This is a genomic window from Nonomuraea sp. WAC 01424 (genome assembly GCF_003947315.1).
Classification (GTDB): Bacteria; Actinomycetota; Actinomycetes; order Streptosporangiales; family Streptosporangiaceae; genus Nonomuraea; species Nonomuraea spiralis.
Genome location: NZ_QHHZ01000042.1, coordinates 1 through 14,314, shown reverse-complemented (window position 1 = coordinate 14,314; position 14,314 = coordinate 1). Strand labels below are relative to the sequence as shown.

General features: G+C 70.8%; 11 protein-coding genes, 1 rRNA gene and 1 pseudogene. 6 read left to right on the top strand and 7 right to left on the bottom strand.

What is annotated here, in order from left to right; genetic code table 11:
* The first annotated feature begins 3 nt into the window (after nucleotides 1-3).
* The 3 genes and pseudogenes from rrf (at nucleotide 4) to DMB42_RS56570 (ending at nucleotide 2,930) form a co-directional block, all read left to right on the top strand.
* Nucleotides 4-120, top strand: a 5S ribosomal RNA gene (rrf, locus tag DMB42_RS52435).
* 744 nt (nucleotides 121-864) lie between these two features.
* Nucleotides 865-2,484, top strand: a pseudogene (locus DMB42_RS52430) (tetratricopeptide repeat protein); the annotation flags it as partial.
* A gap of 44 nt (nucleotides 2,485-2,528) precedes the next feature.
* On the top strand, nucleotides 2,529-2,930 hold the full coding sequence (locus DMB42_RS56570) for a tetratricopeptide repeat protein (RefSeq protein WP_396986610.1): 402 nt from the start codon (nucleotides 2,529-2,531) through the stop codon (nucleotides 2,928-2,930).
* A 77-nt stretch (nucleotides 2,931-3,007) separates the two neighbouring features.
* Here the strand turns inward: DMB42_RS56570 and DMB42_RS52425 are convergent, their stop codons facing one another.
* From DMB42_RS52425 to DMB42_RS52400, 6 genes are all read right to left on the bottom strand, one after another.
* Nucleotides 3,008-4,480 carry a phosphodiester glycosidase family protein gene (locus DMB42_RS52425; RefSeq protein ID WP_125649817.1) on the bottom strand — a complete coding sequence of 491 codons (1,473 nt, stop codon included), beginning with the start codon at nucleotides 4,478-4,480 and terminating at the stop codon, nucleotides 3,008-3,010.
* A 190-nt stretch (nucleotides 4,481-4,670) separates the two neighbouring features.
* Nucleotides 4,671-5,054, bottom strand: a complete 384-nt coding sequence (locus DMB42_RS52420) for a cupin domain-containing protein (protein WP_125649814.1) — start codon at nucleotides 5,052-5,054, stop codon at nucleotides 4,671-4,673.
* 5 nt (nucleotides 5,055-5,059) lie between these two features.
* Nucleotides 5,060-6,091: a P1 family peptidase gene (locus tag DMB42_RS52415; protein WP_125649811.1), complete on the bottom strand. Its 1,032-nt coding sequence runs from the start codon at nucleotides 6,089-6,091 to the stop codon at nucleotides 5,060-5,062.
* A complete protein-coding gene (locus DMB42_RS52410) occupies nucleotides 6,088-7,704 on the bottom strand; it encodes a PucR family transcriptional regulator ligand-binding domain-containing protein (RefSeq protein ID WP_125649809.1) in 1,617 nt (538 codons plus the stop codon). Before DMB42_RS52410 ends, DMB42_RS52415 begins: the two co-directional genes overlap by 4 nt.
* Nucleotides 7,705-7,760: 56 nt before the next feature.
* Complete coding sequence (locus DMB42_RS52405; protein ID WP_125649807.1) at nucleotides 7,761-9,389, bottom strand: AMP-binding protein; 1,629 nt, start codon at nucleotides 9,387-9,389, stop codon at nucleotides 7,761-7,763.
* Between the two features lie 13 nt (nucleotides 9,390-9,402).
* The gene (locus DMB42_RS52400) at nucleotides 9,403-10,104 is read right to left on the bottom strand and encodes a TetR/AcrR family transcriptional regulator C-terminal domain-containing protein (RefSeq protein WP_125649804.1); all 702 of its coding nucleotides are present in this window, start codon (nucleotides 10,102-10,104) and stop codon (nucleotides 9,403-9,405) included.
* 55 nt (nucleotides 10,105-10,159) lie between these two features.
* On the opposite strand from DMB42_RS52400, the gene DMB42_RS52395 reads away from it, so the two are divergent.
* Complete coding sequence (locus DMB42_RS52395; RefSeq protein ID WP_221762760.1) at nucleotides 10,160-11,611, top strand: MFS transporter; 1,452 nt, start codon at nucleotides 10,160-10,162, stop codon at nucleotides 11,609-11,611.
* Here the strand turns inward: DMB42_RS52395 and DMB42_RS52390 are convergent.
* A complete protein-coding gene (locus tag DMB42_RS52390) occupies nucleotides 11,608-12,306 on the bottom strand; it encodes an alternative oxidase (RefSeq protein ID WP_125649798.1) in 699 nt (232 codons plus the stop codon). The genes DMB42_RS52395 and DMB42_RS52390 overlap by 4 nt on opposite strands.
* A gap of 235 nt (nucleotides 12,307-12,541) precedes the next feature.
* On the opposite strand from DMB42_RS52390, the gene DMB42_RS52385 reads away from it, so the two are divergent.
* Nucleotides 12,542-13,822 carry an aspartate aminotransferase family protein gene (locus DMB42_RS52385; protein ID WP_125649796.1) on the top strand — a complete coding sequence of 427 codons (1,281 nt, stop codon included), beginning with the start codon at nucleotides 12,542-12,544 and terminating at the stop codon, nucleotides 13,820-13,822.
* A partial coding sequence (locus DMB42_RS52380) for an aldehyde dehydrogenase family protein (RefSeq protein WP_125649793.1) occupies nucleotides 13,819-14,314 on the top strand: 496 nt, incomplete at its 3' end. The genes DMB42_RS52385 and DMB42_RS52380, both read left to right, overlap by 4 nt.

Below are 14,314 nucleotides of genomic sequence, written 5' to 3'. Positions count from 1 at the left end.
GGTTACGGCGGTTATGGCGGGAAGGAAACACCCGGTTACATTCCGAACCCGGAAGTTAAGCTTCTCTGCGCCGATGGTACTGCACTCGGGAGGGTGTGGGAGAGTAGGTCACCGCCGGACAATCTTTTGGGAAGGGCTCCGACCGTTTGGTCGGGGCCCTTTCTGCGTTTACGTGGAATTCTGTGGCGGTGTGCTGCGATGAGGTGCCACACGCGAACAGGGTCGTTGCCAGTGGCCGAGGCGTCCTTCGCTCTGCTCCGCCCTCGACCGTCCGGCGGCCGATGGCCGAGGGGCCGGTGGCGGGTGTTGGGCGAGGTCAGGGTTGGTCATGGACCTTCCAATCTCGCTAGGATACTCAGCGTAATCGCGTCACTCTATAGGGGTGACCGCTTCTCCCCCTTCCAAGCAGTCAGCGCGCCGTAGTCGCCGGCTACTGGCGTGGACGTTCACGTCGATCTCCGTCGGGTTGGTGGCCGCGGGGGTCGTGGGGATCTTCGCTGAGCCGTTACAGCTGGAGCTTCTGGACAAGCGGGCCAGCGTCGTCAGCATGTTCGTGGGTGTGGCGGGGCTGTTCATCGCGGGGGTCGGGCTGTGGGCGCAGCTGCGGGCCGCGGCGGCGGCCGCCGATGACGGTGATCCTGCCGGGGGTGCCGGGCGGGCCGGGGGCGGTTCGGGGCCGGCGGATGCGCGTCGGGCCGGTGGCGGTGGTTCCGGGGAGAGTGGGGCCGGGCGCGATGGTCTGGTTCGGCCGGGGGCTGCTGAGGGCGCCAAAGCGGATAGGGGTGGGGGGCAGGCGTCCGGGATAGCCGTCAGTGGCGACAGGTCCACGGCGGTGACCGGGGGCCTGTCGAGGTCATCGGTGACGTGCATCTGCCGTCTCGGCCGCGGGTGGCGACGCGGCCGGTGCAGCTTGCGCCTCGGCCGCCGCAACTGGTGGGACGCGACGAGACCGTGGCGGAGCTGCGGGAGCGGCTGCGGGCGAGCGACGTACGGCCGGAGGTGGTGGCCGTGCACGGGCTCGGCGGCGTCGGCAAGACCAGCCTGACGCTGGAGTACGCCTACCGCCTCCAGCAGGAGTACGACCTCGTCTGGCAGTTGCCGGCGGCCGAACCGGCGGTGTTGTCGGCGGCGTTCGCCCGGCTGGCGGCGCTCATGGGCTTACGGGAGCTGGGCGCAGATGCGGCGGACCCGGTCGACCAGGTGCATGCCGCGCTGGCGGCGCGTACGCTCCCGTGGTTGTTGATTTTTGACAACGTGCCGGAGGCCGAGGCGTTGTTGCCGTTCCTGCCTCCGGCTGGGCCCGGGCATGTGCTGGTCACGAGTCGTTCCGGGCGGTGGCCGCGGGATCAGGGGCTGGAGCTGCCGGTGCTCGATCTGGTGAACGCGGCGCGGCTGCTGCTGTCGAGTTCGGGGCAGGACGACGAGGTGGCGGCGGCCGAGGCGGTGTCGGAGTTCGGGGCGTTGCCGCTGTCGCTGGAGCAGGCCGCGGCCTACATGTCGGAGACCGGGCTGGCGCTGTCGGAGTACCTGGATCTGCTGCATCATCAGCGGACCGAGCTGCTCGCGCAGGGGCAGGCGTGGGGGTATCGGGAGCGGGTGGCGTCCACCTGGCAGTTCGCGTTCGAACGGCTGGCCAGGACGAGTCCGCAGGCCATCGCGTTGCTGCGGCTGCTGTCCTGCTACGCGCACGAGGCGATTCCGTACCATTTGCTGTTGTCGCCGTTGGAGCGGTGGGCGCCGCGCGAGCTGTTCCGGGCGGACGTGCAGCGGCGGCGGGCCTACGGGCGCATTCCCGGGCCGCCGGCGCGGTTGCTGCGTGACGTGCATCCGAGTGTGCTGGTGATGATGCGGGCACTGCCGCGTGACACGCTCAGGATCAACGCGGCGTTGACCGCGTTGCGGCGGCACAGCCTCATCGGGCCGCCCGTGGACGGCGCGGTCACGGTGCACCGGCTGGTGCAGGCCGTCACGCTCGACCAGCTCTCGCGGCGTGTGCAGCGTCGTTGGCGAGAGGTGGCGGCGGTGCTGGTGGAGGCCGTGCTGCCGGACGATCCGGGGCAGAAGGCGCGCTGGCCGCGGTACGCGAGGTTGCTGCCGCACATCCGGACGGTGCTCGGCCCGACCTCGCCCGGCATGGACAAGACGGCCCAGTACCTGGGGGCGAGCGGCGATTATCGTACGGCGAGGTCGTTGTTCCAGGAGATCGCCGCCGCGCTCGCGGCGGCGCTGGGCCCGGAGGAGGGGGCCACGCTGACGGCCCGGCACGAGCTGGCGCTCTGGACGGGCGAGGCGGGCGATCCGGCCGCGGCCCGCGACCAGTACGCGGCCCTGATCCCCATACGGCGGTGGGTGTCGGGCCCCGAGCATCCGGACACGCTGACCACGCAGGCCAACCTCGCCCAGTGGACCGGCCAGGCGGGGGACGCGGCCGCGGCCCGCGACCAGTACGCGACGTTGCTTCCGGTACGTGAGCGGGTTCAGGGGCCGGAACATCCCTCGACGCTGATCAACCGGCACGAGCTGGCCCGGTGGACGGGGAGCTGGGGGACGCGGCGGCGGCTCGGGAGCAGTATGCGGCGTTGGTGCCGGTACGGGAGCGGGTTCAGGGGCGTGAACATCCCGACACCCTCACCGCCAGGGCCAATCTCGCCTACTGGACAGGGCGGGCGGGGGATGCGGTGGGGGCCCGGGAGTTGTGTGCGGCGTTGGTGCCGGTACGGGAGCGGGTTCAGGGGCGTGAACATCCCGACACCCTCACCGCCAGGGCCAATCTCGCCTACTGGACAGGGCGGGCGGGGGATGCGGTGGGGGCCCGGGAGTTGTGTGCGGCGTTGTTGCCGGTTCGTGCCCGGGTGCTCGGGGCCGGGCATCCGGCGACGGTCACCACGCGGGAACAGCTTGCCCACTGGACGGCCCGTGCCCGCCCGTAAGGGCGAGGGACCGCCCCAAGGGCCGGGGCGGGGAGCCGGGGCGCGAGGGGGCGAGCCTGCCCCTCGCGCCCCGGCCGCTACTGGGGAAGGACGAGGAGGGCGTCGCCGACGCCGCGCTCCACGCCGTCCGAGGGCCGGTTGACCAGCTTGTTCGACACCACCATCGCGGAGGAGCCGCCGCCGTCCAGGTTGATGGCCTGGACCGCGCCGAGCCAGCGCATGAACTGGGCGGCCTCGTGGAAGTTCGCGCCGATGGTCACGCCGGGCTGGCGGCCGTCGATGGTGGCCAGGATGAGGCTGCCGTTCCTGGTGACGCCGAGCAGGGTGCGCGGGTGACGGCGGAGGATCATGTTCACGGAGTCGTGGCCGTCGCGCTTGGCGGTGATCTTCACGCGGCCGTTGCGCACCAGGCCGACGCCGCCCGCGATCACGTTCAGGTCGGGGGTCAGCTCGAGGGCTTTCCTGGTACGCAGGTCGGTGACCTTCGTGTCGATCTTGACCGTCCAGCCTTCCCAGGCGTGCTCGTCGAGCCATTCGGCGGACGTGCCCTGGCCGTGCAGGACGCGGGTGCCCTTGGCGATGGCAGCGCCGCTGGTGCGTACGGCGACCGCCTTGCCGTTGGCGTCGAGGACGATGTCGGTGCCGCCGGTGGGGGTCTTGGCGCCGTACTCCTCGGTGTAGAGGACGGCCTCGTCGGTGGCGGCGGCGCGGTTGACGCCGTTGAGGACGAGTTTGTCGCCGTCCTGGGAGATCGCGGTGACGTCGGTCTTCAGCTCGGTGATGCGGGCGGTACGGCCCTGGAGCACGACGGCCGAGCGGCCCGGTACGGCCTCGCTGAGCAGCCGGCCGGCGACCACGGAGGCGCCGACGGGCTCGCCGCGCAGGTTCTTGGCGGTGTGGATGTTGAAGAAGCCGCCGTTGACGCCGACCACCGCGTTGCGCGCCTTGGCCATCGAGGAGACCGTCTCGCGCTTGGCGACGCTGGTGCCGAGCGAGGCGGCGTACGAGCCGCGGAACGTCCCGGCGTCGATCATGACGACCTTGGCGTCCCAGGGGCCGGTGGTCTTCAGGCCGTCGTCGCCGAGGTAGTCGACCTTGACCTTCAGGCCCGCGTCCTTGAGCGTCTTGGCGGTCTCGTCGGCCTTCGCCTTGTCCTTGAAGGACCACAGGCCCACGCGGACCATGTAGACCGTCTGGGAGGGGGCGTCGGCCACGCTGGGCCGGATCACCTTCTGCAGGCTGGGCGCCTCTCCGGCGGCCTCGACCTCGGCGACCTTGGCCTGGGCGGTCTCCAGCGCGCCGTAGTCGCGGCCGCTCGGCATCAGCACGGTCACCGTGTAGCCGTCGGTGGAGCTGCCGGCCTTCACGTCGTACAGGTCGATGCCCTGCGTCACGGCGGTCAGCGTCTTGGTGGCGGCAGGCTGGGCGCCCAGCGGGAAGTTGGCCGACGGGAACTTCACCGCGAGCTGCCCCGCCGAGGCGGGCAGTGTGGTGATGACCGTGAGCGTGGCGGCTATGGCCAGGCCGCCGGCGAGGGTGCGTCGCGACATGAACTCTCCAGAGGGCGGAAAAGGGACCGAACTATCCTGGCGAGATCAAGGTCCCGAAGTCAGCCGAACGCGCCAAACGGCTCAAGAGGTTACGAGATTGACACCCATCTCAGATGATATTGAGTTATGACACGTACTCGCATGCGGAGGTCTCCCCGCTGCCGGGGGAGGTGCGTACGGTGATGGGGTTCTAGGCGGACTGCCGGGACTGGTACACCTTGCGCAGCGTCTCGTGCACGATCCACGTCGTACGCGCTCCCTCGGCCAGCAGGCAGACGTCGCCCGGGCCGACCTCGATCGTGGTGCCGCCCTCGACGGCGATCGTGGCGCGGCCGGACAGCACCACGAAGATCTCGTCGGTCTCCACGTCGGTGACGACACCGGGCGTGATCTCCCAGATGCCCCGGCCGCCGCCGAGCTCCAGCGACGACGTGGCGGGGTCGCCGGCGACGATCTGCTCGGGGGCGACCTCGTCGGGGGTCAGCCGTACGTCGTGCACGGGAACGGAGAACGCGCCCGCGGCCGCGATCATGCGGCCGAGGTCTTCGAGGTCGGGCATCAGGACATCGGACATGTTGCTCATTTCACCAGGTCGGCGAGGCGGGCGCCGTCGATTGCGCGGGCTGTGAAGCCGTTTGCGCCGGTCATCGTATCGGCGGCGACCATCGCGTTGACGATGGCCTCCTCCGTGGCCTCGATCGCGGCGTGGTAGAGCGGGTCGAGGCGGGCGTCGGCCAGCACCTTGACCTCGAACACGCCGGGGCCGCCGGCGTCCACGGCGTTGGAGGGCAGGCCGCGGTTGCCGGTGGCGAAGCAGATGAAGCCGTCGCCGCTGGAGCTCTCGCCCGCGCCGCCCGTCCTGGCCACGCCGAGGCCGGCGCGCTGGGCCAGCTTGCGGCACTGGTGGGGCAGCAGCGGCGCGTCGGTGGCGACCACGGCGATGATCGACCCCGCGCCCTCGGGGCCGCCGGGTACGGGCACGTCGTCCATGACGATCGGACGGCCGTTGACGGTGAGCCGGTCGCGGCGGCCGTGGTTGGCCTGGACGAGCACGCCGACCGTGTAGCCGCCGGCCACGCGGGACGCCGTGCCGATGCCGCCCTTGAAGCCGTGGCAGATCATCCCGGTGCCGCCGCCGACCGAGCCTTCGGGCACCGGGCCGGACGAGGCGTCGTGGTAGGCGCGTTCGACGTGCTCGGGGCGTACGTGCTGGGCGTCGATGTCGTTGAGCAGGCCGTCCCAGGTCTCGGCCACGACCGGCAGCGACCAGGCGCCCGCGCCCCGGCCGCCGATCTCCAGGGACACCAGCGCGTCGCGTACCACGCCGACGGAGAACGTGTTGGTCAGGCCGATCGGCGAGTGCAACTGCCCGAAGTCGGTCAGGTAGGGCAGACCGGTCATCTCGCCGTTGCCGTTGAGCCAGTGGTGGCCGGCGTAGACGGGGGAGTCGTAGGCCGACCCCGGGCCGGGACGGACGACGGTGACGCCCGTACGCGCGGTGCCCTCGGTGAGCGTGGTGTGGCCGACGAGGACGCCGGGCACGTCGGTGATCGCGTTCAGCGGACCGGGGGTGCCGGTGCCGACGACGATCCCGTGATCGCGAGCTCTCAACGGTTCTCCCTGCGGAAGGATTCCAGCGCCAGCAGCGCGACGTGCAGTGACAGGCACGACTCGACGTCGTCGAGGTCGGTGTCGAGGATGCGTTCGAGGCGGCGCAGGCGGTCGTAGAAGGCGGGCCTGGACAGGTGGGCCTTCTGCGCGGCCACGGCCTTGTTGCGGCCGGCGTCGAGGTAGGTGCGCAGGATCCGGGTCAGGTCGACGCCGCGCAGGACGTCGTGGGCCAGCAGCGGGCCCAGCTCGCGTTCGGCGAACGTCTGCAGCCGGGCGTCGTCGCGCAGCAGGTGGAGCAGGCCACGCAGGCGCAGGTCGGGCAGGCGGTAGAAGGCGCGGCCGTCCGGCTGGCGGACGGCCACGTCCGCGACCTGCTCGGCTTCGAGGAAGCTGCGCCGTACGTCGCGGATGGACTCCACCACCGACCCCGCGGCCAGCACGAACGCCGAGCCGGGCCGCCACAGCACGCGCAGCCGCTCGGCGAGCGCGGTGAGGGCGGGCTCGGCGTGGGTGCGCGGCGGGAGCGGCAGCAGGACGCCGATCCGTTCCTGGTCGAGCGCGCCGACCAGGGCGGGCAGGCGGGCGTCGCGGCACGCGGCGGCGGTGGCCTCGGCCAGCTCGCCTAGCTGCGCCTGGCCGTCGAGCGCCTGGTCGGCGGGTTCGGTCGGGCGGATGACGACGCTGATCAGCTTGCGTCCGGTCAGCGGCACGCCGACCGCACGGGCGCGGGCCGCGGCCTCGTCGGGGTCGGCGTAGGCGTGGGTCAGGATGCCGGTGATGATCGTGCCGTGGGCCTGGCGTTCCAGGGACTCCTGGTGGCGTTCGAGCAGGCGGCCGAGGGCGAGCGTGGTGGCGGCGCGTTCGGCCAGCACCATCTCGCGCGGCGTCGGCGGGGTCTCGCAGAGCAGGATGAGCCGTCCCCAGTCCTGGCCGCGCGCGCCCACGGTGGTGACCAGCCAGCCCGAGGCCGGGTCGTACGCCGTGCGCTCGGCCGGCGCCACCCCCCGCGATCTGCTCTCCCACCCGGCCAGCAGCGCGCCCGCGTCGCGCCCGGCGGACTCGCAGGCCAGCACCTGGTGGGCCAGGTTCTCCAGCAGCACCGGGCGGCCGGACAGCCGGGCGACCTGGGCGAGCACCTCGGCCGGCGAGGCGCCCTCGACCGACAGCTCGGTGAAGACCTCGTGCAGCTGTTCGGAGGCGCGCAGCTCCTCAAGCTGGATGTCGATGATCCGGGCGTGCACGGACTCGGTGATCTGCACGAACGGCGTCTCGCGGGCCAGCACGATGACCGGCAGGCCGTGTTCCTCGGCCGACTTGACCACCGCCGGCGGCAGCTCGCTCAGGAACCTGCGGCCGAGCTCGACGATCAGCCCGGAGGCGCCGACGGAGGCGAGCTCGCCGATGTAGTCGGCGAGCTTCTCCGGGTCGTCGGGCAGCGCGACGCCCGTGGTGAGTACCAGCTCGCCGCCGCGCAGCACGTCGGCCACGTCGGCGATCTCGCCGACGTGCACCCACCGCACCTTGCTGTCGAGCCGGTCGGCGCCCGCGACCACGCGCGGGCTGCCCCGGCGTACGGTCTCCAGGGCGAGGACGTCGGCGATGGTGGGCAGCACGGGCCGAGCCTAGCCGATCAGGCTGTAAAAACGGTCATACGACCATATACACACTGTCACAGGTTGAACTCCTCCTCGCGGTACTCGCCCTGAGGTTCGCGCACCCGCAGTTCCACCCGCCGGATCTTGCCGGAGATCGTCTTCGGCAGGTCGGCGAACTCCAGCCGCCGCACCCGCTTGTACGGCGCCAGTTCCCTGCGGCAGTGCTCGAAGATCGACCGCGCGGTGTCGGCGCCGGCCTCGTACCCGGGCGCGAGCATCACGTACGCCTTCGGCACGGCCAGGCGTACCGGGTCGGGGGCGGGCACGACGGCCGCCTCGGCCACGGCCGGGTGCTCCAGCAGCACACTCTCCAGCTCGAACGGCGAGATGCGGTAGTCGGAGGCCTTGAAGACGTCGTCGGTCCGGCCGACGTAGGTGATGTAGCCGTCCTGGTCGCGGGTGGCGACGTCGCCCGTGTGGTAGAAACCGTCGCGCATGGCCTCGCCGGTGCCGCCGACGTACCCGGCCATGAGGCCCAGGGGGCGCGGGTCGAGCGGCAGGCAGATCTCCCCGTCGTCGCCGGGCTCGCCGGAGATGGGGTCGACGAGGACGATGTCGTAGCCGGGCAGCGGGCGTCCCATCGATCCGGGCTTGACCGGCTCGTCCGGTACGTTGCCGATCTGGGCGGTGGTCTCGGTCTGGCCGTATCCGTCGCGGATGGTGATGCCCCACGCCTTGGCGACCTGGTCGATGATCTCGGGGTTGAGCGGCTCGCCCGCGGCCACGGCGGTGCGCAGCGGCAGCTTCCAGGCCGCCAGGTCCTCCTGGATGAGCATGCGCCACACGGTCGGCGGCGCGCAGAACGTGGTGACGCGCTCGTCGCGCAGCACCTCCAGCAGGGCTCGGGCGGAGAAGCGTTCGTAGTTGTGGATGAGCACGGTCGCGCCGGCGTTCCAGGGGGCGAACACGTTGCTCCAGGCGTGCTTGGCCCAGCCGGGCGAGGAGACGTTGAGGTGCACGTCGCCGGGGCGCAGGCCGATCCAGAACATGGTGGACAGGTGGCCGGCCGGGTAGGAGGCGTGGGTGTGCTCGACCAGCTTGGGCTGGGAGGTCGTGCCGGAGGTGAAGTAGAGCAGCAGGGTGTCCTGCGCCCTGGTGGGGGCGTCGGGGGTGAAGTGCTCGTCCGACTCGTACGCCTCGTGGTAGGGCAGCCAGCCGTACGCGTCGCCGACCGCGATCCTCGTGAACTCGCCGGCCCCGAACTTGCCCGCGTCGGCGGCGTTGGCGATCACGTGGGCCACTCCGCCGCGTTCGAGGCGTTCGCCGATGTCCTTGGCCGTCAGCAGGGTCGTGGCCGGGATGATCACCGCCCCGAGTTTCATGGCCGCCAGCAGGGACTCCCACAGCTCGGTCTGGTTGCCCAGCATGAGCAGGACGCGGTCGCCCCGGCGTACGCCCTGCTCGTGCAGCCAGTTGGCGACCCGGTTGGAACGGGCGGACAGCTCGGCGAAGGTGTAGGAGACCCGGCCGCCGGGGTTGACGATGGTCAGGGCCGCGGCCTGCGGCGCCTCGGCGGCCAGAACCCCGTCGAACCAGTCGAGCGCCCAGTTGAACTCCTCGGCCCGCGGCCAGCGGAAGTCGCGGCGGGCCGTGGCGTAGTCGGCGTTCAGGAGAAGGTCGCGGGCGGCGCGGAAATCGCTCATGCCCCGGATCTTGCTACGTCACCAGCCGCCGCTCAAGGCCGTCGAGCACCGACACGAGCCCGAAGTCGAACGCAGTGGCGCGGATGACCGTCGGATCCTCGTACGCCTCCATGGACAGGCTCTCCAGCATGTCGGGGAAGTCGGCCGCGGCCTTGGCGACCAGGCCGCGCATCTCGTCGGCGTCGTAGTCGTAGTCGCCGACGGTCACGTCCCAGGCGATCTCGGGGATGGTCATGCCGTAGACGAAGGCGGTGACGGCGGCCACGGCATAGTCGACGTCGAGGCCGCGGAAGCCGGCCGCCTTGAACACCTTGCGCATCCGGTCGGAGGCCGACAGGGCGTGGGGGCCGCCCGCGGGCACGCGGCCGAGCAGACTGGCCGACCAGGGGTGGTGCAGCATGACGCCGCGCATGCTGTGGGCCCAGGAAGAGGCGGCGTCGCGCCAGCCCACCTCGTCGGCGTCGGGGACGGTCATCTCGGCCCAGATCTGGTCGTAGGCGAGTTCGAGCAGCTCGTTCTTGTTGGCGACGTACCAGTAGAGGCTGGTGGCGCCGGCGCTCAGCTTCGCGCCGAGCTTGCGCATGCTCAGACCGGTCAAACCCTCCTCGTCGAGCAACTCCATCGCCGCCCTGACGATCTCCTCGCGGCTGCGGGCCGGGGTGGCGGCCTTGCGTGGCTCGCGGAACCAGACGGAGGTGAACTGCTTGCCGGTCATGCCTCAAGGATAAATGCTCTCGCACAGTGTGCGAGAGGTGTCGTACGCTGTGCGGGTGAACTCGAACACTGTACGAGACCCACGACGCTGGTGGGTCCTTGTCGTTCTCTGCCTGTCCTTGCTGGTGCTGACCGTGGACGGGACCGTGCTGAACCTGGCGATCCCGTCCCTGATCCAGGAACTGGGCGCGACCCCGTCCGACATCCAGTGGATCCTGGACGCCTACGTGCTGGTCTTCGCCGGGTTGCTGCTGACCGCCGGCAGCCTGTCCGACCGGTACGGCCGCCGCCGCTTCCTCGTCATCGGCCTGGCCTTCTTCGGCGGCGCGTCGCTGCTGGCCGTGCTGGCCGCCGAGCCCTGGCAGGTGATCGGCGCGCGGGCGCTGATGGGGGTCGGCGGCTCGATCCTGATGCCCTCGACGCTCTCCATCCTGATGACCGTCTTCGAGGAGGACGAGCGGCGCAAGGCCATGGCCATCTGGGGAAGCGTGGCGATGCTCGGCGTGATCGCCGGCCCGACACTGGGCGGCTTCCTGCTGGAGCACTACTGGTGGGGCTCGGTCTTCCTGCTCAACATCCCGATCGCGGTGCTGGCCATCGTGGCCGCCTTCGTCCTGATGCCCGAGACCCGCAGCACCGGGCGCAAGATCGACCCGGTGGGCGTGGTGCTCTCGATCGTGGGCCTGACCTCGGCCGTCTACGTGATCATCGAACGGGAGTGGAACATCGCCTTCATCGCGCTGGCGGTGGTGTCGCTGGCCGCGTTCGTGATCTGGGAGCGGCGGGCCGAGCACCCGATGTTGCCGCTGCAACTGTTCAGGAACCGCAACTTCAGCGGCGCGTCCTTCTCGATCCTGCTGATGTCGTTCGGCGCGGGCGCCGTGATGCTGATGCTGACCCAGTACCTGCAGTTCGTGCTGGGCTACGGCGAGCTCCAGGCCGGTCTGGCCATGCTGCCCCAGGCGGCGGCGGCCGTCATCTTCAACGGCGTCGGCGCGGCGCTGGGCAAGAAGGTGTCCAACCGGGTGCTGATCTCGGCCGGGCTGGTGGTCATGTCCGTCGGATTCGTGGTGATGGCGCTCACCACCGGCTACCTGCCGCTCATGGGCGGGCTGGTGCTGATGGGCGCGGGGGCCGGCCTGGCCGGGCCGTCCGCCTACGCCTCGCTGATGGGGGCGATCCCCCTGGAGCACGCCGGCGTCGGATCCGCGCTCAACGACACCGTGCAGCAGGTGGGGCTGGCCATGAGCATCGCCGTGCTCGGCAGTGTGCTGGCCGGCGTCTACACCTCGGAGATGCCGCTCGACGCGCCCGCGGCGGCCCGCGAGTCGATCGGCGTCGCGGAGCGGCTCGGGTTCGGCGAGGTGGCCGACCAGGCCTTCACCACGGCCGTGCACTTCGGGTCGTGGGTCGGGGCCGGGTTCAGTGTCGCCGCCGCGCTGCTCGCGCTGGTCGTGCTGCGCCCGGCCGCCCCCGTCGCGGCCGCTCCCGAGCTCGCCGAGGTCTAGCGGACGCGGGGCTCACGCATGCTCTCCAGGCTGTCGAGCTTGTGCACGCGCTCGTCGTGGCCGATCTGCCGGAGCAGGTCGGCCACCGAGCGGTAGCGGCCGTACTCGTCGGCGTACGTGCCGGGGTCGGGGACGAAGTCCAGGTCCGGGTTCTCGGCCACGAACGTCATGTACTCGTGCTCGGCGTGGTCCTCGAACTCGGCGTTGAGCCGGTAGCTCCAGTCCGGCCGGACCAGGAACAACATCCACGACACGTGGTAGTAGAAGAACGCGATCAACCAGGGCGCCGCCTTGTGCAGCAGCAGGCTCTGGCGCTGCCCGGCGCGTTGCACGAGGTCCTGCACGATCAGCAGGTGCCACTGCTCGTTGTCCTGGTCGGCACGGGCCTCCACGATGCGCTCGAAGACCCTCCTGGCCAGCGCCGAGCGGCCCGCGTGCCGGTGGACGGCCCAGTAGCCCATCCGCTCCCACGCCTGGTACGGCACCCGGGCGATGATCTCCAGCATGGCGAACTTCGTGTACGAGCCCTTCTTGCCGTACAGGAGGTCGACGGGCTTGAACATCATCCGCGCCAGCAGGCTGTAGTTCATGCGCGGCGTGTCGAGGGTGTCCTGCTGGGCACGGCGGAGCTGGTCGCGGTCGAGCTTGGGCGGCCCGGCGGGCGCCTCGGGGCGATGGTCGATGATGACGGTCATGTCGGTCTCCTCGGTTCGTCGGTGATCCGATGGTGGCCGAGCGGGCCCCGCCGGGTCGTCGCCCGTGAGTGGTCAATCGCCGTGCCTCTGGGGGCGTACCGGGGGTCCGGCGCGTACGCCGCCAGGTGCACGGGAGATCCCCTAGGGGGAGGACTTACAGCTTGTAAGGTGATTTGACCGTGTTCCGACAGCCTGCCGCTGGGAGGATGAGCAGGAGAACGGGATACTCGGTACCATGTCGGAGCTACTCGCGCGCCACCGGGCGGTCATGCCCAACTGGCTGGCCCTCAACTACAACGAGCCCATCGAGATCGTCAGCGGCAAGGGCAACCGCGTCATCGACGCCGACGGCAAGAGTTACCTCGACTTCTTCGCCGGGATCCTGACGAACATGATCGGGTACGACGTGCCCGAGGTGCGCGACGCCGTCGAGCGCCAGCTCTCGACCGGCGTGGTCCACACCAGCACCGTCTACCTGCTGCGCGGCCAGGTCGAGCTGGCCGAGAAGATCGCGCGGCTCTCCGGCATCCCCGACGCCAAGGTGTTCTTCACCAACTCCGGGACGGAGGCCAACGAGACCGCCCTCCTCCTCGCGACGTACGCCCGGAAGACCGACCAGGTCCTCGCCATGCGCCAGAGCTACCACGGGCGCAGCTTCGGCGCGGTCAGCGTCACCTCCAACCGGGCGTGGAAGAACAACTCGCTGTCCCCGCTCAACGTGCACTTCCTGCACGGCGCCGACCGGCACCTCACCCAGTTCAAGGGCCTGTCCGACGCCGACTACATCAAGGCGTGCGTGGACGACCTGCGCCACGTGCTGGCCACCTCGGTCTCCAACGACGTGGCGGCGCTGATCGCCGAGCCGATCCAGGGTGTGGGCGGGTTCACGATGGCCCCCGACGGGCTGTTCGCCGCGTACAAGGAGGTCCTGGACGAGCAGGGCATCTACCTCATCTCAGACGAGGTGCAGACGGGCTGGGGCCGTACGGGCAGCGCGTTCTTCGGCATCCAGAACCACGGCGTCACCCCCGACATGATCACCTTCGCCAAGGGCCTGGGCAACGGCTTCGCGGTCGGCGGCATCGTGGCCCGCGGCGACCTGATGGACGGCCCGCACGCCGTGGGCCTGTCCACGTTCGGCGGCAACCCCATCTCCATGGCCGCCGCGAACGCCACCCTCGACTACGTGCTCGACCACGACCTCCAGGCCAACGCGGCGCGGACCGGCGACATCATCATCGGCGGCCTCAGGAAGGCGGCCGAGCGCCTGCCCATCGTCAAGGACGTACGCGGCAAGGGCCTGATGTTCGCCGTCGAGCTGGAGAGCCCGGCCCAGGCCGTCCGCTTCATGGAGGAGACCAAGAAGGCGGGCCTGCTCGCGGGCAAGGGCGGCCTGTACGGCACCGCCATCCGCATGGCCCCGCCCCTCACCCTCACGGTCGAGGAGGCCACCGAGGGACTCGGCATCATCGTCAACGCACTCGAAGTCATCAACGCAGAGGCAGCAGCTCAGTGAAGTCGGTCAAGCATTGGATCAACGGCGCCCTGACGGACGGGGGTGGCCGGACCGCGGAGATCTTCAACCCGGCCACGGGTGAGGTGAGCGGTCAGGTCGCGCTGGCGTCGGCGGCCGACGTGGACGCGGCGGTGGCGGCCGCGGCGGCGGCGTTCCCGGGCTGGCGGGACGCTTCGCTGGTCAAGCGGGCGCAGGTGTTGTTCCGCTTCCGTGAGCTGATGGACGCCCATCGGGACGAGCTGGCCGCGTTGATCTCGGCCGAGCACGGCAAGGTGCACGCCGACGCGCTGGGGGAGGTGGCGCGCGGGCTGGAGGTGGTGGAGTTCGCGTGCGGGATCCCGCATCTGCTCAAGGGCGGGTTCTCCGAGGGGGTCTCCTCGCGGGTGGACTCGTACTCGATGCGGCAGCCGCTCGGGGTGGTGGCGGGGATCACGCCGTTCAACTTCCCGGCGATGGTGCCGATGTGGATGTTCCCGGTGGCGATCGCGTGCG